This window comes from Mesorhizobium sp. M6A.T.Ce.TU.016.01.1.1, from assembly GCF_003997065.1.
GTDB lineage: Bacteria > Pseudomonadota > Alphaproteobacteria > Rhizobiales > Rhizobiaceae > Mesorhizobium > Mesorhizobium mediterraneum.
Genome location: NZ_RZTJ01000002.1, coordinates 266,043 through 287,129, shown reverse-complemented (window position 1 = coordinate 287,129; position 21,087 = coordinate 266,043). Strand labels below are relative to the sequence as shown.

General features: G+C 59.6%; 18 protein-coding genes. 10 read left to right on the top strand and 8 right to left on the bottom strand.

Annotation, left to right across the window (positions count from 1 at the left end; translation table 11 throughout):
- Nucleotides 1-79: 79 nt before the first annotated feature.
- The 5 genes from EOC94_RS04675 to EOC94_RS04655 all read left to right on the top strand — a co-directional run bounded on the left by EOC94_RS04675 (nt 80) and on the right by EOC94_RS04655 (nt 5,658).
- Entirely contained in the window at nt 80-1,174 is a 1,095-nt protein-coding gene (locus EOC94_RS04675; protein WP_127288849.1) for an ABC transporter ATP-binding protein, read from the top strand.
- Nucleotides 1,171-2,070, top strand: coding sequence for an ABC transporter permease (locus EOC94_RS04670; RefSeq protein WP_095486320.1), 900 nt, complete (start codon nt 1,171-1,173; stop codon nt 2,068-2,070). Before EOC94_RS04675 ends, EOC94_RS04670 begins: the two co-directional genes overlap by 4 nt.
- Nucleotides 2,067-2,855: an ABC transporter permease gene (locus EOC94_RS04665; RefSeq protein ID WP_095486319.1), complete on the top strand. Its 789-nt coding sequence runs from the start codon at nt 2,067-2,069 to the stop codon at nt 2,853-2,855. The genes EOC94_RS04670 and EOC94_RS04665 overlap by 4 nt, the downstream gene beginning before the upstream one ends.
- 103 nt (nt 2,856-2,958) lie before the next feature.
- Nucleotides 2,959-3,996 (top strand): extracellular solute-binding protein, encoded by a 1,038-nt coding sequence (locus EOC94_RS04660; RefSeq protein ID WP_127288847.1) that lies wholly within the window; start codon nt 2,959-2,961, stop codon nt 3,994-3,996.
- Nucleotides 3,997-4,056: 60 nt separating this feature from the next.
- A complete protein-coding gene (locus EOC94_RS04655) occupies nt 4,057-5,658 on the top strand; it encodes a GMC family oxidoreductase N-terminal domain-containing protein (protein WP_127288845.1) in 1,602 nt (533 codons plus the stop codon).
- Nucleotides 5,659-6,369: 711 nt separating this feature from the next.
- Here the strand turns inward: EOC94_RS04655 and EOC94_RS04645 are convergent.
- The 6 genes from EOC94_RS04645 to EOC94_RS04620 all read right to left on the bottom strand — a co-directional run bounded on the left by EOC94_RS04645 (nt 6,370) and on the right by EOC94_RS04620 (nt 15,425).
- Nucleotides 6,370-8,745 carry a glycoside hydrolase family 3 C-terminal domain-containing protein gene (locus EOC94_RS04645; protein ID WP_245465493.1) on the bottom strand — a complete coding sequence of 792 codons (2,376 nt, stop codon included), beginning with the start codon at nt 8,743-8,745 and terminating at the stop codon, nt 6,370-6,372.
- Nucleotides 8,746-8,808: 63 nt separating this feature from the next.
- The gene (locus EOC94_RS04640) at nt 8,809-9,879 is read right to left on the bottom strand and encodes an ABC transporter ATP-binding protein (RefSeq protein ID WP_127288843.1); all 1,071 of its coding nucleotides are present in this window, start codon (nt 9,877-9,879) and stop codon (nt 8,809-8,811) included.
- A 2-nt stretch (nt 9,880-9,881) separates the two neighbouring features.
- On the bottom strand, nt 9,882-10,766 hold the full coding sequence (locus EOC94_RS04635) for a carbohydrate ABC transporter permease (RefSeq protein WP_095486314.1): 885 nt from the start codon (nt 10,764-10,766) through the stop codon (nt 9,882-9,884).
- Nucleotides 10,763-11,638, bottom strand: a complete 876-nt coding sequence (locus tag EOC94_RS04630; RefSeq protein ID WP_245465492.1) for a sugar ABC transporter permease — start codon at nt 11,636-11,638, stop codon at nt 10,763-10,765. The genes EOC94_RS04635 and EOC94_RS04630 overlap by 4 nt, the downstream gene beginning before the upstream one ends.
- A 98-nt stretch (nt 11,639-11,736) precedes the next feature.
- Nucleotides 11,737-12,972 carry an ABC transporter substrate-binding protein gene (locus tag EOC94_RS04625; protein WP_126103100.1) on the bottom strand — a complete coding sequence of 412 codons (1,236 nt, stop codon included), beginning with the start codon at nt 12,970-12,972 and terminating at the stop codon, nt 11,737-11,739.
- A gap of 86 nt (nt 12,973-13,058) precedes the next feature.
- The gene (locus EOC94_RS04620; protein WP_127288841.1) at nt 13,059-15,425 is read right to left on the bottom strand and encodes a glycoside hydrolase family 3 C-terminal domain-containing protein; all 2,367 of its coding nucleotides are present in this window, start codon (nt 15,423-15,425) and stop codon (nt 13,059-13,061) included.
- A 159-nt stretch (nt 15,426-15,584) separates the two neighbouring features.
- Between EOC94_RS04620 and EOC94_RS04615 the strand changes: the two genes are divergently transcribed.
- Entirely contained in the window at nt 15,585-16,661 is a 1,077-nt protein-coding gene (locus tag EOC94_RS04615; RefSeq protein WP_210212059.1) for a helix-turn-helix domain-containing protein, read from the top strand.
- A gap of 208 nt (nt 16,662-16,869) precedes the next feature.
- Here EOC94_RS04615 and EOC94_RS04610 read toward each other — a convergent pair whose 3' ends face one another.
- Entirely contained in the window at nt 16,870-17,388 is a 519-nt protein-coding gene (locus tag EOC94_RS04610; protein WP_245465506.1) for a transglutaminase-like cysteine peptidase, read from the bottom strand.
- On the opposite strand from EOC94_RS04610, the gene EOC94_RS34000 reads away from it, so the two are divergent.
- Both EOC94_RS34000 and EOC94_RS04605 read left to right on the top strand, forming a co-directional pair.
- Nucleotides 17,381-17,752 (top strand): hypothetical protein, encoded by a 372-nt coding sequence (locus EOC94_RS34000; protein WP_164897491.1) that lies wholly within the window; start codon nt 17,381-17,383, stop codon nt 17,750-17,752. The genes EOC94_RS04610 and EOC94_RS34000 overlap by 8 nt on opposite strands.
- A gap of 253 nt (nt 17,753-18,005) precedes the next feature.
- Entirely contained in the window at nt 18,006-18,245 is a 240-nt protein-coding gene (locus tag EOC94_RS04605; protein ID WP_127288835.1) for a hypothetical protein, read from the top strand.
- A gap of 165 nt (nt 18,246-18,410) precedes the next feature.
- Here EOC94_RS04605 and EOC94_RS04600 read toward each other — a convergent pair whose 3' ends face one another.
- Nucleotides 18,411-18,659, bottom strand: coding sequence for a type II toxin-antitoxin system VapB family antitoxin (locus tag EOC94_RS04600; protein WP_127288833.1), 249 nt, complete (start codon nt 18,657-18,659; stop codon nt 18,411-18,413).
- Between the two features lie 380 nt (nt 18,660-19,039).
- Here EOC94_RS04600 and EOC94_RS04595 point away from each other — a divergent pair, with 380 nt between their 5' ends.
- Both EOC94_RS04595 and EOC94_RS04590 read left to right on the top strand, forming a co-directional pair.
- On the top strand, nt 19,040-19,813 hold the full coding sequence (locus EOC94_RS04595) for a glucose 1-dehydrogenase (RefSeq protein WP_127288831.1): 774 nt from the start codon (nt 19,040-19,042) through the stop codon (nt 19,811-19,813).
- 114 nt (nt 19,814-19,927) lie between these two features.
- Entirely contained in the window at nt 19,928-21,073 is a 1,146-nt protein-coding gene (locus tag EOC94_RS04590; protein WP_245465491.1) for an ABC transporter ATP-binding protein, read from the top strand.
- Nucleotides 21,074-21,087: the final 14 nt, after the last annotated feature.

Here is a 21,087-nt window from a genome sequence, read left to right as displayed (position 1 = left end):
CCGCGCCCACCCTTGGTGGCGCGGCGTTGAAAATCCTTCATCGCCCTAGCTCGCAAAGACTTACCGGAGCGCCCAGACCATGAATGATGAGGCCGGCCTGCGCGCACCTCGAAAGGCTGTCGAGATCAAGGGCGTGTCCAAGGTATTCGGCACCTATCAGGCGTTGAAGCCCGTTTCCTTCGACATCTACGACAACGAGTTCTTTACGCTGCTTGGCCCGAGCGGCTGCGGCAAGACCACCCTGTTGCGCATGATCGCCGGCTTCGAGCAGCCAACGACGGGTCAAATTTTCCTGCACGGCTCGAACATACAGGGACTGCCGCCGCATAAGCGGCGGGTCAACACTGTGTTCCAGAGTTACGCCCTGTTTCCGCACATGAGCGTTGAACAGAACATCGGCTTCGGGCTTGAAAACCTGGGCTGGTCAAAAGACCGCCGTGAAGCGCGCGTCGCCGATATGCTGCGTCTGGTCCATATGGAGGCATTTGCCGGGCGCAAGCCGCAGCAATTGTCGGGCGGCCAGCGCCAGCGCGTCGCGCTCGCCCGCGCATTGGCGCCGGAACCGGAAGTCCTTTTGCTCGACGAACCCCTCTCGGCACTCGACCTGAAGCTACGCCAGGCCATGCGCGACGAGCTGCGCATCCTGCAGCGCAAGACCGGTATCACCTTCGTCTTCGTCACCCATGACCAGGAAGAAGCTCTCGACCTGTCGGATCGCATCTGCGTTCTCGGCGATGGCGAAATCCAACAGCTTGGCACGCCCGCTGCGATCTACGAGGAGCCGTCAAACCGCTTCGTCGCCGACTTCATCGGCGAGACCAATTTCCTCGACGCCGAGGTGATTGCCGTCGACGGCGAGCAGGCGACCGTGACAACGCAGCTCGGCATGACCTTGACGGCTTCTCACAAGAAAGCAGTCGCCGGCCAGAAGGCCTTCATGTCGATACGCCCGGAGAAAATCAGCCTGCCTGCCCAGGACAACCCGATAGCTGTCGATGGCACGATCATGGGCACCAATTATCTCGGCGGCTACACATACTATCTCGTTGAAACGGGCGGCACCAGGCTGCGCATTTCCAAGCGCAACAGTGTCAGCCGCGGCCAGATGTTCGAGATCGGGCAGTCGGTGAAAGTCGGCTTTGCCGCCGAATCCGTGCGGATCCTCGGTGCATGACGCGGCATATCAAGAGCCCGGGCTGGAACGTGCTGGGGCTTTTGCCGACGCATCTGATCATGTTCCTCACATTGATCATACCGGTCGGCATCATCGTTCTCGTCTCGTTCTCTACCCGTGGACCGTATGGTGGTTTCGAATATGTTTTCACCACCGCACCCTACAAGCAGATACTGTTCAATGAAGGCTGGGCGGGCGAGCTCGAATTTAATCCACAATATCTGATCGTCGTTGCGAGAACTCTCCTGCTTTCGGCCGGGACGACGCTGATCTGCTTGGTCCTCAGCTTCCCGGTCGCCCATTTCATCTCGTTGCAAAAGCCGTCGCTCAAGGTCGCTCTGATCTATCTCGTAACCTTGCCGTTCTGGGTCTCGATGATCGTGCGCGTCTACTCCTGGATCATCATTCTCGGCAATGAAGGCGTGATCGAAAAGACGTTGCGCGCGCTCGGGTTGATCGATGATATGGACAGTTTGCTGTTCGGTGACACCGCCATGCTGATCGGCCTCGTTTACAGCTACATCCCGCTGATGATTTTGCCGATTTTCGCCTCCATCGAGAAACTCGACCCGGCGCTTATCGAGGCATCGCACGATCTTTACGGAAGCCGCCTCATCACGCTACACCGTGTCATCCTGCCTCTCTGTCAGCCGGGAATGCTGGCTGGCGCTATTCTGGTCTTCGTTCCGTGCCTCGGCGCAGTGCTGGAGCCGACGCTGCTCGGCGGCGGCAAGTCGATGATGATGGGAAATCTGATCCAACTGCAATTCGGCGCGGCGCGCAATTGGCCGTTGGGCGCTGCCATATCCATCGTTCTGATGACGGCAGTTCTGATATTCCTTGTTGCCAGAGGATTGCGGGCCGTACGGAGGGAAACGACGGAGCTCGCACTATGACAAACGGTTCCGATGTCAGGCGCTACCCCGGTTTCGGGCTCTTCAGCCTGCTTTTCTTCGTCTATCTCTATCTGCCCATATCGGTGGTGGTATTCTACTCGTTCAACGCCAATCGCATCGTTTCCAATTGGGGCGGTTTTTCGCTTCATTGGTATACGGCGGCGCTATCCAACTCAGCGCTGGTTTCCGCTGTGAAGGTGTCACTCATCGTCGCCGTCATCGCTACCACGATCTCGACAATCGTGGCTCTAATGGCCGCATTGGTAATCGTGCGCGGAAGGGACGTTCGTTTCCGCGGCCTTTCCGAGACAGTCGTCAATCTGCCTCTGCTGCTGCCGGAAATTGTCGTTGCCGTTGCCACGCTGATCCTGTTTTCCCAGATCGGCCTCGCGAATGGCATCGTAAAGCTGATCATCGCGCATACGACTTTCTGCATCCCGTTCGCATTCCTGCCCATACGTGCCCGCCTGCAGGGCATGGATGCTGATCTGGAAGAAGCCGCGCGCGATCTTTACGCGTCGGCATGGATCGCTTTCCGACGCGTAACTCTGCCGCTCATTCTACCGGGAGTGCTCAGCGGCGCGATGCTTGCGTTCGTCATCTCGATGGACGATTTCATCACCAGCAATCTCTTGAATTCCGGCGGCGCGACCACTCTGCCCGTTTACGTCTTCTCGCTGATCAAGCAAGGCGTGTCGCCGCAGCTCAACGCAATATCGACATTGATAATGCTGGCCTCTATCGCGCTGGCGACGGTCGCTTTTCTGCTGCAGCGGCAGAGATAGCGAAGCAAGTTTTTACCTAACCACCACATCGGCGAATTCAAATTTATTGCTGGCGCATGTGGGCTATCGTTGCCTTGGAGAACAAGAAATTAAGGGGAACGACATGTTCAAAAATCCGCGCGTCACATCACTCGTCGTCGCCAGCGCGCTAGGACTGGCCTTCAGCGTCTCGGCTCATGCTGAAGGCAAGCTTTCGATCTACGCTTGGGCCGACTCCATCGCTCCGGACGTCGTCGCAAAATTCGAAAAGGAAACGGGTATCGACGTCACCGTCGACGCCTTCTCCTCCAACGAGGACCTGCTGACCAAGCTGCAAGCCGGCTCCTCCGGCTACGACATCGTGACGCCCTCGCAGCATTTTGTGAAGATCATGATAGACAGCGGGCTGCTCGAGGACATCGGAGCCAGCAGCATGTCTGCCTATCAGCAAATCCTGCCGGAATGGCAGAAGCCATGGTGGGATCCGACCGGCAATCATTCGATCCCGCTTGCCTTCGGCAACGCCGGCTACACGGTCAACCGCGACGTCTACAAGGGTCCGGTCGATAGTTGGAAGACCTATTTTGAGCCGCCGGCCGAACTGCAAGGTAAAATCGCCAGCCTTGCGCAGCCAGACGAAGTCGTTTCGGCTGCGCAGAATTATCTCGGCATCAAATACTGCAGCGAAGATCCTCAGGAAATGAAGCGCGTTCTCGATCTCCTACAAGCGCAAAAGCCCTACGTCGCGGCCTACTCCAGCGACAATATCGAGAACCGGATCGGTGGCGGCGAGGTTGGCGCCCACTTCTGGTGGGACGGCAATACCATGCGCGTTCGCCGCAACGACAAGGCCAACGTTGAGTACGCGATGCCTAAGGAAGGCCTGGTCGGCTGGCTGGACTCCTATGTCGTGCCGAAGGGTGCGGCCAATATCGACAATGCCAAGAAGTTCATCGACTTTATGGCTGAGATCGACAACGCGACGGCCGAGTACAACTACTACGGTCATTCCTCCCCGGTGAAGATCGACGAGACGAAAGCGCTCTACTCCAAGGAAAACGCTCCCGAACTTTTCCCAACCGTTCCGGTGAAAATGGGCGAAGCGTGTTCGCCTGCAGCGCAGGAACTTGTCACGAAAGTCTGGACGCAACTCCTCCAGTAAGGTCGGCGGGCCGGTTACCAAGATTTCCGGCCCGTTCCATTTTCTTTGAAGGCGCGGTGAATGTCGGCCGATACTTATGATTATGTCGTGGTTGGCGCAGGTTCGGCAGGCTGCGTCCTCGCCAATCGCCTGAGCGCGAACCCATCCGTGCGGGTCTGCCTCGTCGAGGGCGGCGGAAGCGACAACAGCGTGCGGGTGAGAGTGCCGGCGGGAATCCTCTCGCTCTACGGCAATCCGAATTATGACTATTGCTTTGTCGGCGTGCCTCAGCCGCACCTCGATAACCGCAGGATTCCGGTCAATCGTGGCAAGGCGCTGGGCGGTTCGAGCTCGATCAACTCGATGGTCTATATCAGGGGCGCCGCCCAAGATTATGACGAGTGGTCGCGGCTCGGCTGCACAGGTTGGGCGTATAGCGACGTGCTTCCCGTCTTCAAGAAGCTCGAGCGCAATCTGCTTGGCCAAAACCCCCAGTACCACGGCACAAGCGGAGAGCTGCTGGTCGACAGCCCACGCGATCCGAACGTGCTTTCAAAGATGTTCGTCAAAGCCGGGAACGATTCGGGCCTCCCTGTCAACGACGATTTCAATGCCGAAAGCCAGTTCGGCCTCGGGATATACAATGTCACGCAAGATCGCGGTCAGCGCTTCAGCAGTTTCACCGCTTTCGTGCGCCCGGTGCTCGATCGCAAAAATCTCACCGTTCTGAGCGAATGCGAAGTTATCGACCTCAAAATAACGGAGGCGCGTGCAGCGGGCGTAAGGGTGCGGCACCAGGGCGAGCAGAAGACGCTATCTGCTAACCGCGAGATCGTGCTCTCGGCCGGCGCGATCAGCTCACCGAAGATTTTGCTAGCTTCCGGGATCGGCCCGGCGGCCGAGCTCCGAGAGATCGGCATAGATCCGATCCTTAATCTGGCGGGAGTGGGCAAGAACCTGCAGGACCATGTGGACGGCATGATCACAGTCCGCTCCTCAAGCACCAAGACGCTGGGCCTGTCGCTGCTGAATCTCCCCCGCATGTTAGCAGCGCCTTTTCAGTATTTCGTCGGCCGAAAGGGCATGCTCAGCACGAACTATGTCGAGGCCGGCGGCTTTGCCAAAACGAAGTACGCAGATGGCATTCCCGACATTCAGTTCCACTTTGTGCCCGGCTATCGCAGCCATCGCGGCAGACTGCTGGAGTATGGGCATGGGTACGCAATTCACACCTGCGTCCTTAGGCCCAAAAGCGTTGGCGAACTCAAATTGTCCGGCCATGCATCGAGCCGGGATGTCTTGATCGACCACCGGTTCTTCTCCGACGAGAAGGACGCCAAGGTGCTGGTCGAAGGCATCAAGATTGCGCGTCAGATCTTTGCTGCACCCGAGTTCGACGAGATCAGAGGCAGGGAGATGCTGCCGGGCAAGGATGTGCGTAGCGACGACGAAATCCTGGCCTATCTGCGCGCCGAAGCGCTGACCGTCTATCACCCAGTTGGAACCTGCAAGATGGGGACGGATGCGATGGCTGTCGTCGATCCGGCAACGCTCAAGGTGCGCGGCATCGCAGGCTTGCGGGTCGCGGATGCGTCTGTCATGCCGAAATTGATCGGCGGCAACACCAATGCGCCCAGTATGATGATCGGACAGAGAGCTTCAGACATGATCTTGGGCCAGTAAACGCCGCTTTTGGTCTCAGCGTTAGAAAATACAACGCATCGGACTTGGCGCCTGCCGCGCCGCGCAGGTGCTAGCGTGCGCACAATGTGTGGTCCCATGCTGAACGGCAAAGCTGCCGACAGTAGTTGCGTATCTTGTTCTTGGGGGTGGTAAGAGTCAGAATTAGCGCGTATTAATAAGTTAGGGTTAACAAAGGCTTTCTCGGTGATGCTGTTTCAAATCACCTCTATCGCAGTCGAACTCGCGGTCTCCTACGTCACGATTGCACTCACCTATCTGGCCGCTGTGTACGCGATTTGCTCCCGCTACGGGTGAGCGCGGCCCACCAGACGCGGCAGAGGGTCCCGTTGCAACGCTGCCGGGAATCGTAGCGTCGAGCGGAATCGGCACAAATATCAGCCGGACACTAAAGTGCGTCGCGTTTGAACGGATTCATGCGACGCGCTTTAAGTTCTTGTTTTTATGCATGTCGTTATCGCAAAACCGCTGCGCACTTTTGCGCGACATGCATTAGGCAGCCAGGATTCATGATGCCCAGCGGATCGAAGGCGGCCTTGATCGCCGCAACAGCCTTCCGCTCTTCCGGCGTCAGCCATTCCCAGTAGACCGCACGTCCGCCCGACTCCGACGATCCACCTTTTCAGCGGCGCACTGACCAATAGAGATCAAAGACGATTGGGTCGTTGCGGCAGGGGAGCACCCGTGCAGAGCTTACGCGGCTTGATAGTCCCGCTCATCTGTCTCGCCATTGATCTCGCAGAGCAGTCTTTCGATGTCGGCTTTCGGAAAACTGCGGCGAAACCGGCGGTCGAAGGTCGTGAATATGCCGAAAAAGGAATTGGCGCAGTGCTCCAGCATCGTATCCGCCTCCTGCGCTGAGATGCCGAGCTGGCCTTGCAGAAAGGCGACGAATTTTCGACGTGCGATCGGATTTCGAAGCACGAAGACCGGCTGTGTGTCCCATTCGATGGGCCGATGTTCCGAGACGGAAGAAATGGTTCGCAGAGGCGCCACCAGCCGGATATCCCTCGATGACGAACCGACCTCGATCCCGATCGTATCGCTATCGAGCGTCCAGTCTCCGCGCGCCGGGTCGAAGGCGCAGAGATCCTGCGCTGTCAACTCGATGCTGACCCTGCGGCTTTCGCCGGGGCGCAGCGCAACCTTGCAGAAGCCCTTCAGTTCGCGGATTGGCCGTTTGAGGCGGGGCTTGCCGTAACGGGCGTAGAGCTGGCAGATTTCCTTGCCTTCCACCGCTCCGGTGTTGGTAACGGTAAAGCTCGCGGAAACGCGTTCACCACGCCGGATTTCCGACCGGTCCAGCGAGAGATCGGAGTAGGCGAACTCGGTAAAACTCAATCCGAAGCCGAACGGAAAAAGCGGCTCGATGTCGCGGGCATCGTACCACCGATAGCCGACATGGATGCCTTCGCTGTAAAGGTGGCGCCCATTCTCGCCCGGATAGGTGAGATAGGCCGGCATGTCCTCCATTCGTTTCGGGAAGGTCGTGGTAAGCTTGCCGCACGGGTTAACCCGGCCGAACAGGATATCGGCGAGGCCGCCGCCCATGGCCTGACCGGAAAAGAAGGTTTCGACCACGGCCTGCACCTTGTCGATCCACGGCATGACAACGGCGTCGGGGCTGGCAATGACGACAACCAGATTTGGATTGGCGGCGGCCAGCCGTTCGATCAATTCGTCATGGCCGTGCGCGAGATCAAGCGTGCGGCGGTCGGAGCCCTCGCCGTCATAGCCGCTCTCGACATTGACGAACACGATGACCATGTCGGCCCCGGCGGCGCCCGTCTCGGCTTCAGCAATCAGCGTCTCGCGGTCCTCGGCGATCCCGCTCGTGCCCCGGAAGATTTCGATCTGGATATCGGCGCCGGCGAGTTTGCGGATTTCGTCCAACGGCACGTCCACCGAGGTCGGTGGCGTCGTGGCGCAGCCGGAGCCCTGGATAACGGGGGTGCGGGCTCCCTCACCCACGATCGCAATACGCTTCACCTTCGCTGGCGAGATCGGCAGGAGTGCGCCCTCGTTTTTCAGCAAAACGATGGATTCGGCCGCCATCCGGCGGGCCAGCGAATGATGCTCGGCACGATCGAAAACCCGCCCCCGGGCTTCCCCGCGCTTGGCGCGCCGGATCAGACCGAGCATGCGTGCGCAGGCCTTGTCGAGCACGGCGCAGTCTATCCTGCCCGCCTTGATCGACCCCAGCAGGTCGGCCTTGCGCGTTTCGCTTTCCGGCATATCCAGGTCGTTGCCGGCCGCCAGCGAGGCCGGTCGATCCTTGATGCCGTGCCAGTCGGAGACAACCACGCCGTCATAGCCCCACTCGCCTCGCAACACCTCGTCGAGGAGCCAACGGTTCTCGGCAGCCTGGACACCGTTCAGACGATTGTAAGAACTCATCACGGTCCAGGGATTGCTCCTGGCGATCGCACGCTCGAAGCCGCTCAAATATATCTCCCGCAGCGCGCGCTCCTCGACCACGGAATCCATGGTCGTTCGCTCGACTTCGGAATTGTTGCAGGCGAAATGCTTCAGCGATGCGCCAACGCCGTTCTCCTGCAGCCCGCCGATGACGCCGGCCGCGAAATCCCCCGTAAGGATCGGATCTTCGGAATAATATTCGTAGGAGCGGCCGCCGAGCGGGGTGCGACGGATGTTGATCCCCGGTCCGAGCAGCAGATGAACGCCGGCTTCTTGACATTCGCGGGCGAGAGCCTCGCCCAACCCACGCGCAAGGTCTGTGTCCCACGAACAGGCGATGCTGCATCCGTTTGGAAAGCAGGTCGCGGGTCTGACCTGTCCCCAGGCAATCTGCACGTCATCGGCCTTCTGGTCGACGACGGAGAGAAACGCCGCGAAATCCTGGCCCCCGGCTTCATCCTGATCGATCTGCGGGATGGAGTAACGCACCCCGTAGGTGCCGTCGGTCATGACGATCTGCGGGATGCCCAGACGCTCGATCGCTGCCGTCTTCCACATGCGGTGGCCCGAAACAAGCGACACCTTCTCCGCATCCGTCATCTCTTCGATCAGCGCATCGAACGCGCCATCCATCAGCTTTTCATACGACAACCGAAGTCTCCATGGATGCCTCGGCGGCGTTTGTGCCGCCGGTTGATTGAGCTCTCGTGTCCCTCACAGCCGCCGTTCGGTCGACGCTGAAAAGAAGGAAGCCTTCGCCATGTCGAACCGAAGGCCGACCTCCTTCCGCATCGAGCGGGCGGCATCAACACCGAGCCTGACGCTCATGCGTTTGCCCAGGCAGTCGAACCAGCCGAGGGCATCGGCGCCCAGAAGTTCGGTGAAGGCGAGCTTGGCGGGAATGCTGTCAGGCGAACCCGGCTCGACGACGTCGATGTCCTCGCACCGAATGCCGAGCACCGCCTCGCCCGCGGTTGACGGATCTTCGAAAGGATAGGCGGAGGAACTGATGCTGCGCTGACCGACCAGAAAGCGCGCCGCGCCGTCCAGGCTGCCCTCGAGAAGATTCATAGCAGGCGATCCCACGAAGCCGGCGACGAAGAGGCTTGCCGGCTTCTCGTAGATGGACTGCGGAGGAGCGAACTGCTCGACCCTACCCCTGTGCATCACGGCCACGCGATCGGCCATTGTCATGGCTTCGATCTGGTCGTGCGTCACATAGATCATGGTGGACTTCAGCGTCTCGTGCAGTTGCTTGAGCTCGACGCGCGTCTCGGCGCGCAGCTTGGCGTCGAGGTTCGACAGCGGCTCGTCGAAAAGGCAGATGCTGGACGAGCGCACGAGCGCTCGGCCGATCGCGACCCGCTGGCGCTGACCGCCTGACAACTGGCCCGGCTTGCGGTCGAGCAGCGCCTCGATTTGCAGGAGCTTCGCCACCCAGTCTACCTTTTGCACGATCGTCGGCTTGGGCGTGCCAGCGACTTCCATGCCGAAGGAGAGATTGCGCCGCACGGTCATGGCAGGGAAAAGCGCATAGGATTGAAACACCATCGCCAGTCCCCGCTGGCTTGGCTCCAGGCCGCTGACATCGACTGCGTCGATCACGATCTGGCCGGAGTCGCAATCGTCAAGTCCGGCGATCACGTTGAGCAGGGTCGACTTTCCGCACCCCGAGGGACCTAAAATGACAATGAATTCGCCGGGAGCGATCTCCATGTCGACCGAATCCAGGACGGTCAGACCGGCGAAGGATTTCCTGATTTTCCGGATGGATACACTGGACATGGCTAACCCTTCACAGCACCGGCGGCGATGCCGCGCACGAAATAGCGGCCGGAGAGGAAATAGACGATGAGCGTCGGAATGGCGGTGATGACCGCGGCGGCCATGTTGACATTGGGCGAGGCCGAACCCCGAGCATTGTTGACGATGTTGGTGAGCTGAACCGTCATCGGCAAATTGTCGTTGCCGGCGAAGATCAGCCCGAGCAGATAATCGTTCCATATGCCGGTGAATTGCAGGATCGCCACGACGACCAGGATGTTGGTCGACAGCGGGAGAATGACGGACCGGAACGTCCTGAGAAAACTGGCGCCTTCCATGCGCGCGGCCCGGCTGATCTCCTCCGGCACGCCAACGTAGAAGTTTCGGAACAGCAGCGTCGTATAAGGCAAGCCGTAGACGACATGGACAAGAATGATACCGCTATAGGTGCGGAACAGACTGAGGCTGCTCAGGATCTTCACCGTCGGATAGAGCATCGCCTGATAGGGGATGAATAGGCCGACCATGACGAGAAGCATGATCAGGTTGGCGTGGCGTGACTTCCACTGCGCCAGCGCATAGCCGTTGAGCGCGCCTGCCAGCGTCGAGATCACGACGGCTGGAACGGTGATCTTGATCGAGTTCCACAGGCCTGGGCGCACCCCGCCGCATTCGAGCCCGGTGCAAGCACTTTTCCATGCCGTCAGCCACGCATCGAAAGTCGGCTTGACGGGGAGAGCGAGAAGATTGCCCTGGCGGATTTCCTCCATCGGCTTCAGCGAGTTGCTGATCACCAGCAGCAGCGGCAGGAGAAAGAAGGCGGCCGAAGCGAAGAGAAACGCATAGAGACCGAGACGCGCCGCGCGTGGGCCGAACACGGAGCGTTCGCCAGGAAGGCTTCGCGTCACGTGCGCCTCCTGAACTCACTGTAGAAATAAGGTGCCAACAGCAAGAGCGAGAGGACCAGCATCGCGATCGAGGCGGCGGAAGCCAGGCCGAGATTGACCCGTGCGAAATAATAGTCGACAGCGAACTTCGCCGGCATTTCCGTGGCAATGCCGGGCCCTCCCTTGGTCATGGCGATGACAAGGTCGTAGCCTCGAATAACGTCCGACATCAAAAGCACGACGCAGGAAGCCACGACCGGCCGCATACCGGGAAAAATGACTTGCAGATAGGCACGCCAGAGGGGAATGCCCTCCATGCGGATCGCCTTCCAGAGGTCTTCGTCCACGCCGCGCAAGCCGGCGAGAATGATGACCATGATCAACCCGGCCGAATGCCAGATGCCGGCAATCACCAGCGTGTAGATCGCCCGGTCGGGATCGGTGAGCCAGTCGAAGCTGAAATTCTCCCAACCCATGCCGCGCACAAGCCCCTGCAAGCCGTTCACAGGGTCGAGCACCCAACGCCAGGAAAGACCGGTGACGATCAGCGATACGGCGAGCGGATAGAGGAATATGGTTCGAAACAGCGACTCGGCCCTGATGCGGCGGTCGGCGAAAACGGCAAGCAGCGTGCCGAAGGCGAGCGTGCCAACGATGTAGAGCACGCCGAAAATCACCATGTTCAGGCAAGACACCAGCCAGCGGTGGTTCGTGAAGAGCTTGATATATTGGTCGAAGCCCACGAAATTGTAATTGGGCATCAGCGTCGACCGCGTCAGGGACATGTAGCCGGTCCAGAAGATCGATCCGTAGAAAAACACCGCCACGATGCCGAAGAAGAAGACGACCGTCATGTCCGGCCTGAACGTCTGCCGATGCAACCAGGTTCTCATGAAACCGCTTTCAGGATCATAGGTGCGTCATGCCGAGCGACCCGCGAGTGCAAGGGTTGGCAACCAGCCAGCGATGCCGCCAGCCGGTTGCGTGATTCTTACTCGCTCTGCAGAATGTTGCTAAAGCTCTCGACGGCCGCTTGCGTGGTCATGGACTTGTCGGTCCAAAACTGCCCGGCCAGATCCGTCACCTGGCCGTTAAGGTCGCCTGCGAGCGCATCATAGGCTGCCTGGACCGCGGCGCCCGGCGTGGCAAGCGCCTTGGATCCGATTTGCGCGCAGGTGTCGAGCTTGGACGTATCCACATCCGTCCGCGACGGGACAGAGCCTTTGACCTCGGCGATCGTTTCCTGGACAGCGGGCTCCATGATCGAGTCCGCGAGCAGCGTCTGGCCCTTGATTCGGTCGTCGTCGGTGTTCACCGGGAATGCAAAGACATCGATCAGGATCGCGTATCCTGGCTTTTCAGCCGGCGTCAGGAAGCACCCGAAGTCCTTACCCGCGACCTTGCCGGCAGCGAGGAACTCGCCCCGTGCCCAGTCGCCCATGAACTGGAAACCGGCCTTGTCCGTCACGACGAGGTTCGTCGTGTCGTTCCAGGAGCGGCCGGGGCTCGCCGGATCCGCATAGGTCGATACCTTGCGAAAGATATCGAAAGCCTGGGTCAGGACAGGCGATTTGAGCGCCTCGGGGGATCGCTTGACGATCAATTCATTCCAGTACTCGGGACCGCCGAGAGCGAGAAACACGCTGTAGAGGATGCCGACTTGCTGCCAGGGTTCGCCGCCGGTAGCGATGCCAATGCCGCCCGACGCCTTGATCTTATCGGCGGCCGCGAAAAGCTCGTCGAAGGTCTTCGGTTCGCTGATTTTGAGTTTCTCCAGAACGGGCTTGGAATACCAGACCCAGTTCTGCGCATGCACCCCGACGGGTAAGGCAACAAGGTGGCCGTCGACATTGAGCTTGTCCCACACAATCGGCGCCATCACCTTTTGCCAACCGCCCTTGGCGGCGAGATCGTCGAAATCTCGAAGCTGACCGGAGCTGGCAAGGTCGCGCAGCGCCGAGCTTGGCGTCATCAGGATCGCCGATGGCGGCTGCCCGCCGGCAATCCGGCTGGTTGCCGCCGCAAGCGCCGCGTCGAAATCGGCCGACGGGCTGTCGATCCATTTTCCGCCGCGCTGCTTGAAGCTGTCGGCGATCGTGTTCATCGCCTTGGATTCACTCGAACTCGTCCAGTAGTGCTGCACGTCGACGGTCTGGGCGAGCACGGGACTAGAGGCAGCGAACGCGCCCAGGATGCTCATCGTGGACAATAGGTGGCGAAATTTCATGGCAGTTCCCCTTGGTTGGCATTGATTGCACGGTCTCTGTTCCCGAGACGCTCGGTCCGGCACCGCGCAAGGCGGCGCCCAGGTGTCTATGCAGCCTTGGTGAGCGTCATTCCCATCTCCTTGTTGAGGCTGTCGAGGAATGCGGCCATTTCGGCCTTGGAGATTGTCTCGCCCGCGACCCAGGCGACGGTCTTGTGGATTCCGAGGAAGGAGCCGGCGCAGTATTCGAGCATCTTGTCGGCCTCCTGATCGCTGAGATCGAGCCGCTGCTTGAGGAAGGCACGGAAGCGCTGGCGGGCGAATTCGTGCTCGAAGACCAGGAAGGGCTGGCTTTCGACATTGAGGACGGTGGAGGCGAGTGCCGCGGCTTCGACCTCGACCGTCCGCTCCAGACGGATGTCGCGAGAGGACGCGCCGACCTCGAAGGTCAGGCTGCCGGCATCGAGCAGCCACCGGCGATACTGCGGGTCATAATACCGCAAATCGCGGCTCTCGATCTTGATCTCGACGCGCTTGGTTTCGCCCGGCTCGAGAGAGACTTTCGCGAAGCCCTTGAGTTCGCGGATCGGGCGGATCAGCCGCGGTTGGTGCGGGCGCGCATAAACCTGCGCGATCTCGTTGCCGGCCACACTGCCGGTGTTGGTGATATCGAACGCGAGCGTGATCGAGCTCGACGCATCAATCCGATCGGCATCGACCGACAGGTTGGAATATTCGAAGCTGGTGTAGCTCAGCCCGAAACCGAAAGGAAACAGCGGCGTGAGCTTGCGCTTGTCGTAGAAGCGATAGCCGACGTGGATGCCCTCCGAATAGATGTGGCGGTTGCCCTCGCCGGGATAAGTGAGGTAGCCCGGTATGTCCTCGACCTGGACGGGGAATGTCACGGTCAGCTTGCCGCACGGATTCTGGCTGCCGAACAGAACATCGGCGATCGCGCTGCCAGCACCTTGCCCGCCGAAGAAAGCCGCAAGCACGGCTGCAACATGATCGGCCCAGGGCATGACCACGGCGTCCGGCGTCGCGAGAATGACCACGACTTTACTTTTACGTGCGGATAGTCGCTCGATCAGGGCGTCCTGGCCGTCATGCAGATTGAGATGCTTGCGGTCAGAGCCCTCGCCGTCATAACCGACCTCGGTGTTGGCGAAAAACAGGACAGCGTCGGCGGCGTCGACCGCCGCAAGCGCCACCGCCTCGGAGCTGCCACCGGCCTCGAAATCCGCGACCGTGTGATAGTCGATGTCCACGCCGGGTGCGCGTTTGCGGATTTCCTCCAGCGGGATGTCGACCTCGGTCGGCCTCGTCGTGGCGCAACCAGAACCCTGGATGACCGGTTCCACGGCGGCGGCTCCAAGGACCGTGATCCTTTTGAGCTTCTCGGGGAGCAAGGGAAGGCTGGCGTTCTCGTTTTTCAGGAGCACGATCGACTCGGCCGCCATGCGCCGGGACAAGGCATGATGCTTTTGGAAGTCGGCCTCGGCATTCGGCTTCACACCGTTTCGGGCCAGACGCACAAGCTTCAAGATGCGCAGGCACGAGCGATCAAGCGTCTCCATTGACACCTGGCCGTCTTCGACCGCTGTCAGAAGTTCCTGCTTGCGGGAGCCGCTTTCGGGCATGTCGAGGTCGTTGCCCGCATTCATCGAAGCAGGCCGGTCCTTGATGCCGTGCCAGTCGGACACCACGACGCCATCATATCCCCACTCGTCGCGCAGCACTTCGGTCAGCAGCCAGTGATCTTCGGCGGTTTGAACATCGTTGAGCCGGTTATAGGAGCTCATGACGGTCCAGGGATCGCTCTTGCGGATCGCCCGTTCGAAGCCGGCGAGATAGATCTCGCGCAGGGCACGTTCCTCGACGACCGAGCTCATCGTCGTGCGCTGGACCTCGGAATTGTTGCACGCGAAATGCTTGAGCGAAGCCCCTACCCCGTTGTGCTGAAGGCCGTTGATGACCGCGGCGGCAATATCACCCGTCAGCAGAGGATCCTCCGCGTAATATTCATAGCTTCGCCCTGCCAGCGGCGTACGCCGGATATTGACACCTGGGCCGAGCAATATGTTGACGCCGAACGCCTGGCATTCGGCAGCGAGCGCTTCGCCAAGTTCATATGCGAGATTGAGATCCCACGAACAGGCCAACGACGAACCATTCGGAAAGCATGTTGCTGGACGGGTGGAGCCGAATGCACTGTCGACCCCTGTCGAGAGATCGGTGTTGACGACACTCAGGAATGAGGCGAGCTGGTTGTCTGCGTCATGCGCTCCGTCGATCTGTTCTATCGAATAGCGAACACCGTATGTGCCATCCGTCATCAGCAGTTCGGGAATGTTAAGACGGTAGTTGGCGACCGTCCGCCAGAGGCCGTGGCCGCTGACCATCGCGACCTTTTCCTCGATGCTCATCTGCGCCAGCAGACCAGTCAGCTCCTTGTCGGAAATATTCCAGGTCATCGTCATTCCATATGCTGTTGCGGACGCGCGCCGGTCATCCCTGGTGGTTCGCCTCACCATTGCGGCATCGCCGCTGCGCCAAGAGATGATCTATTGATGACACGAGGCCACGGCTCTCTTCTAGCCGCGAAACTTGCGCTGGAACTACGACAGTTTTTGATGTCTAGTAAGCAGGTTGGCCTGGGAACCATGATGAATATCGCTTATCTCAAAACCGACGGCGAACTGCAAATCCGCGACAGTAGCTTCGAGGATCATGCGCCTGCGGAGGATTTTCACTGCCGTGCCTTCATGCATGGCCGTGCCAATGTGCCCTATCATTGGCATCGTGAAATGGAGATACTTTTCGTGCTGCGAGGCAGCTTCCGCCTAGTCGTCGACGAGCAGGCTTGCGAGATGAAGCAGGATGACGTGATCATCATAAATAGCGACGTCCCGCACAATTCGACTTCGATTTCGCGCGATGCTCTGATCTGCGGCGCGCATCTCGATGTTGGATATTTCGAGCGCATGGGCCTGCCCGGTTTTGCATCCCGGCATTACCTTTGCCGCACCTTCCTCCATAGCCGTCCGTTCATGAATCGGATCGCGCCGATAAAGGCTTTCATGGCCCGGTTGATCCTTGATCAGACGAGTCGCCCCGAGGAGGTCATAGTTCGGCAGACTGTTGCCAATCTTCTTGCCTGTTTCATCTATCGGCAGATCCCGCATCTGAAAGCAGATAGCGATGCAGCGCCCCTGCGGTCCGACAGTCGAGACCGAATCCTGAGGATCATGGGTGCAGTCGAAGGGCAATTAGACAATCAGCGACTGAGTGCGATTGCCGCGGCTGAAGGACTGACGCTGAGCCACCTTTCCCGCCTGTTCAAGCGCCATTTGGGCATAGGCTACCGCGACTATTGCCAAAGCCTGCGCTTGGACACCGCAGCGGACGAACTCCACCGGACAGATCATACCGTTGGTGTGATCATGGAGCGAAACGGTTTCGGCAATCCTGCTGTGTTCTACAATAAGTTCAGGGGCCGTTTCGGGTGCAGCCCCGCGGAGTTTCGACGCGCGCGCCATCTGCCGGGGGTACAAAGCGTACTCACGGAAGAAGATACCGTGGAGGCACAAAGGATTCTCCTCCGCTATGCAGCCGATCTTGGCAAGGCCGCCGAAATTGCGGTTGGCATCAATGTAGCGGGACGCAAACAAATCGCGCTTCGTGCGCCACATAGTGCAAGTTTGGATTGAATTCCCATCTCCGCTTATACGAGTTGTGGCATGAGGTCTGCGCCGGTCGACTGCAGCGCCCATCGTCTGAAACCCGAGCCATGCTAGCGAGCGGAGGCCGTCTAGGCCTGTCACGCAAATCGCGTTTCACACGACCTCTGTCCAACTCTGCTATTCTCGGACATGGCATGGGAGGTGCCAAGTGTAGTCCAGGCGCGATTCTCAAGGCTTAGTCGACTGCCCCGACCAGGACATCGGGGTGTTCAAGTATCGCAACCCAGCGCCCTGTGTCTGTGGACGATTGCCTTTTTAGAAATCTATATCCAGTTTCCGACCAAAGCTTCACATCGTCGTTGAGGTTGTCGAGCACATAGTCGCCTTTGTCGGTCTTGACCGTCAGCACCGCGTGCCCCTCGCCGTCCTTCTTTTTGACGACAGTGATCAGAAGGTTCGAGAGCGATACGCCCGCCAAATTGAGCATCTGGCGCTTAAGCAGGACGTAGTCCTCGCAGTCGCCGACCGCGCTGTCAGGATAGGACCAGAATTCCATCGTTCCGTGAACGGCAAGATCGCTCGCAGGCTTGATCGATCTGTTCACGAGCTTGGTGACGGACGCGAGCTTGTCTTCCATTCCTCTGCTCATAAGGATTGGCGGAGCCTTGCCTGATCGTATTCTGCATTCTGCGGCCTGCCGTCGGCAGAATTCGATATAGCCGACCGGGACGGAGGTCCGCTGCCCGATGGCCATGGCACCATGCACCGCATCGGCCGAAGCTTGCTCGATCGGCGTCGCGGACATCATCAAGCCCATCAGGAGGCCGGCACACAGCCATGCCCGCGGTATCACCAATCCCATTCGCCCCGCCAAAGGTAACGACCCGAAACACTATTTAATATTGCGTTACCATCTTTTCATGAGCACATCAACGCAGCCGACGCGCGGCTTAAAGCCGCGATCGCGAGCCACCAGCGGCCTGACGCTGGGCGCCGCGCGGTCAACGCTGGAGAACTTCCACAGCCACTGGAAGGTCATGACCTTCGCGTGTTGTCGCATGGCCGCATCGGCGAAGTTCGGTCATAGGCGGCCCAAACGCGGACAAGCGACCGAATAAAAATTGTAGCCAAATTTATCGAAGCGACGGAAATCCGGGGAGCCACGAGGCTCTTGCATACATTCGGTTACATTTCGATGGAGCTCGGGCAAACCTCTGCGACAGGCGTAGCGTAAATTCAATCGTGAGCAGGAAGTCTCGTCATGGTGACGAGACAGAAAGCCGACCGCGGTTTCGCAAGCAGGAGTCAATACGGCACCGCGCGCGAGGCGCCGATTGGCAAGTCTGCTCATTCTAAGAAAGGAAAAATACGATGAACAAGCTTGTAACAGTCTTGGCCCTCCTCGCCTTGTCGACAGGGGTCTCTCTCGCTGCCAATCAAAACCCAGACCGCGACCCGACCCGCGGATTCGCTACTGGTGTCGACAACAGCGAAATGACCGTAGATACCAATCATGCGGCTTCCTTGCCTCTGTCTGTGGTAGCCCCGAAAGAAGAACAGCCACAGTCCGGCAAGGCTCTTAAGCGTCGTGCACCATGGGCGGGCCGCTAACATACTGAACTTGTCTCCCGCCATTTTCCGCATGGCGATCCAACAAATGTCCAATCACCCGCCGTACAACGAGGGTGGTTGGACAGGCGGCGCAAGAAAATCGTGCCGCCTTGGATGAATTGAACGTCTCGGACGACAGCATTGAGTGGGTCAGGTCGCGAACGATTAGAGCTCAGGTCCCTCATGAACCTGCCGATCATCCCGGATCACTGCTTCAAGGTCGACTTCGGTGCCATAGGCGCTAGCAATACGAGCGTAGAACGTCGATGCCGGCTCGCGACCTGCTTCCCGGACCTCATAGTATTCCAGCGCACGTTCAACTACCTCGGTGATCGAGCGGTTCTCGCGTCGAGCAAGCCGGCGTGCAAGATCACGCGCTTTGGCGCTGCGTACGGAAAGCTGAGGTTCGGCCACATGGAACTCCTTTGCCGTAAATATTGACCGTCCTCGCCTTGCCAGCAAGATGGCGGGATGATGGCTTGCCATCCGGATTTCACCGTCAACTGATCGTTTGCTGATCTTCTGTGTTTGTGCGACGGCCCTGCCGGAAGCGTGAGCTGGTCGAGGTCATCTTCGGCCCGCATCGCCAAGCGGCCTCGGTTTATCGGAAAGAGCTGACCGAGCAGGATTGCTACAGGAGACGAAGGCTGGCCCCGAAAACCTTTACATCAATCCCGCACCGGCGCTGGTCAGTGATCGGCCGGCAGCGAAGATCGCAAGATGTATAGACAACCGGCCGCAACTGGTGTTCGTTTCCCGCATGCAATTTTCGCGAATGCAGGAACCGTGACGCCATGGACGCCGGCCGCTTGTTCGATCTGACGGGAAAAAAGGCACTGGTGACGGGCGCCAGCCGCGGCATCGGCCAGGCTATTGCGGAGGCGCTCTGTGCGGCTGGTGCCGACGTCGCGGTGACCGCCCGCGACGAAACATCCCTTCGTGAGACGGCGGACCGAATTGGCGCACTCGGGCGTAGGTCGCTTTGCCGGTCTCTCGACGTGCTCGACACAGAACGCATCCGCGTGGTGGTCGACGAGGTCGCGGAAGCCTTTGGCGGGCTCGACATTCTGGTCAACAACGCCGGCTATGAGCAAGTCCAGCCCTCGCTCGACGTAGACGAGGCGGTGTGGGATCGCATCGTATCAACCAACCTGAAGGGCGCCTTCTTCTGCGCGCAGGCTGCGGCGCGACGGATGGCTGCCGACAAGAGCGGCGGCGCGATCATCAATCTTTGCTCGCTGACCTCCTATGTCGGTATTCCGACCGCCGTACCTTACGGCTCATCCAAGTCTGGCCTTCTAGGCATGACGCGCGCCCTCGCCGCGGAATGGGCATCGCTCGGTATTCGCGTCAACGCCATCGCTCCGGGTTATTTCCATACGGCGATGACGGATGTCTTCTATGAGGATCCCGACTGGCAGACGGCGATGCTGGCCAAGATCCCGCAGCGGCGCTTCGGCACGATGCAGGATTTGGCCGGGGCCGTGGTGTTCCTGGCGAGCGGGGCATCGGCCTATATCACCGGGCATTGCATCCCCGTCGACGGAGGCTATCTCGCATCTATCTGAGCGATATAGGTGCGGTGCAAAAAGGATCGTGTAGACCCCTTGTATATGGTTGTATATACTACCTGATACGCTGATCGTTCTTGCATGCGACCGGCGACAAAAAGGGGAACCACAATGCAGGAGGCTTTCCGGGCCATAGCTTCACACGAAGCAGAAGGCGGCAGGGAAATCGCAGTCGCGGTCCGCAACGTCGGGATGGACTTCGATGGGGTTCATGCCGTCAAGAATGCGTCCTTCGATCTGCCGAAGGGCCGGTTTCTCACCATTCTGGGACCTTCAGGGTCCGGCAAGACAACCCTCCTGCGAATGATCGCCGGGTTCCAGACCCCGAGCAGCGGCGAGATCTTCATCAATGGCGAAGCGGTGAGCGCAGTACCACCGCACAAGCGGTCGATCGGCATGGTCTTTCAGAGGCTTGCGTTGTTTCCACATATGACGGCGGCCGAGAATGTCGCCTTCCCGCTGAAGATGCGCCGGCGCGACGCACGCACCATTCCCGAACGCGTCGAGCGATATCTCGCGCTGGTCCGGCTCGGGGGCTATGGCGGTAGGCGCATTCACGAACTTTCCGGCGGGCAGCAGCAGCGCGTCGCGATCGCGCGTGCGCTGGTGTTCGAGCCCGACCTGCTGCTTCTCGACGAGCCGCTGGCTGCGCTCGACCGAAAACTGCGTGAGGAAATGCAACTCGAATTCCGTCGCATCCAGCGCGAACTCGGCGTCACCACGATCAACGTCACCCACGACCAGCGCGAGGCGTTGGTGGTTTCCGACGACATTGTCGTCATGGATCAGGGCGAGATCCAGCAGAAGGCGCAACCGATCCAGACCTACCGCCAGCCCCGCAACGCCTTCGTCGCCAACTTCATCGGCGTCACCAACTTCATTGCCGGTACGGTACGGTCCGTCTCTGAAGCCGGCGACGTCTCCATCCTTCGGGGTGATCTGATGCTTGCCGGCAAGGTCGGCGATCCGGTCAATCCACCTGCGGAGGGTGGCAATGCATCGGGAGCAATCCGCGCCGAACAGATCCGTCTCGCCGGCGATGCTGCTCAGCTGTCGAAGCTCGATTGCGTGCTGGCTGGGACTGTGACCGACACGATCTTCGAAGGCGAGCGCATGGTTTACGAGGTAGCCTGCGCCGCGATTGGCGACGAGATCATTCGCGTTTTCGACCATGATGCCGCCGCGCACACGCAGTTCGACATAGGCGAAAGCGTGTTCCTGGGGTGGAACGCCAGGGATATGCTTGTTTTTCGATAGAACCGGAAACCGGT

Coding starts and splice junctions, on each gene's coding strand:
- EOC94_RS34000 (WP_164897491.1), top strand. CDS start 17,381: ATGGCCATGGCACCATGCACCGCATCGGCCGAAGCTTGCTCGATCGGC.
- EOC94_RS04665 (WP_095486319.1), top strand. CDS start 2,067: ATGACAAACGGTTCCGATGTCAGGCGCTACCCCGGTTTCGGGCTCTTC.
- EOC94_RS04620 (WP_127288841.1), bottom strand. CDS start 15,425: ATGACCTGGAATATTTCCGACAAGGAGCTGACTGGTCTGCTGGCGCAG.
- EOC94_RS04660 (WP_127288847.1), top strand. CDS start 2,959: ATGTTCAAAAATCCGCGCGTCACATCACTCGTCGTCGCCAGCGCGCTA.
- EOC94_RS04655 (WP_127288845.1), top strand. CDS start 4,057: ATGTCGGCCGATACTTATGATTATGTCGTGGTTGGCGCAGGTTCGGCA.
- EOC94_RS04595 (WP_127288831.1), top strand. CDS start 19,040: ATGGACGCCGGCCGCTTGTTCGATCTGACGGGAAAAAAGGCACTGGTG.
- EOC94_RS04615 (WP_210212059.1), top strand. CDS start 15,585: ATGTCTAGTAAGCAGGTTGGCCTGGGAACCATGATGAATATCGCTTAT.
- EOC94_RS04675 (WP_127288849.1), top strand. CDS start 80: ATGAATGATGAGGCCGGCCTGCGCGCACCTCGAAAGGCTGTCGAGATC.
- EOC94_RS04640 (WP_127288843.1), bottom strand. CDS start 9,879: ATGTCCAGTGTATCCATCCGGAAAATCAGGAAATCCTTCGCCGGTCTG.
- EOC94_RS04670 (WP_095486320.1), top strand. CDS start 1,171: ATGACGCGGCATATCAAGAGCCCGGGCTGGAACGTGCTGGGGCTTTTG.
- EOC94_RS04590 (WP_245465491.1), top strand. CDS start 19,928: ATGCAGGAGGCTTTCCGGGCCATAGCTTCACACGAAGCAGAAGGCGGC.
- EOC94_RS04625 (WP_126103100.1), bottom strand. CDS start 12,972: ATGAAATTTCGCCACCTATTGTCCACGATGAGCATCCTGGGCGCGTTC.
- EOC94_RS04630 (WP_245465492.1), bottom strand. CDS start 11,638: ATGAGAACCTGGTTGCATCGGCAGACGTTCAGGCCGGACATGACGGTC.
- EOC94_RS04610 (WP_245465506.1), bottom strand. CDS start 17,388: ATGGCCATCGGGCAGCGGACCTCCGTCCCGGTCGGCTATATCGAATTC.
- EOC94_RS04605 (WP_127288835.1), top strand. CDS start 18,006: ATGAACAAGCTTGTAACAGTCTTGGCCCTCCTCGCCTTGTCGACAGGG.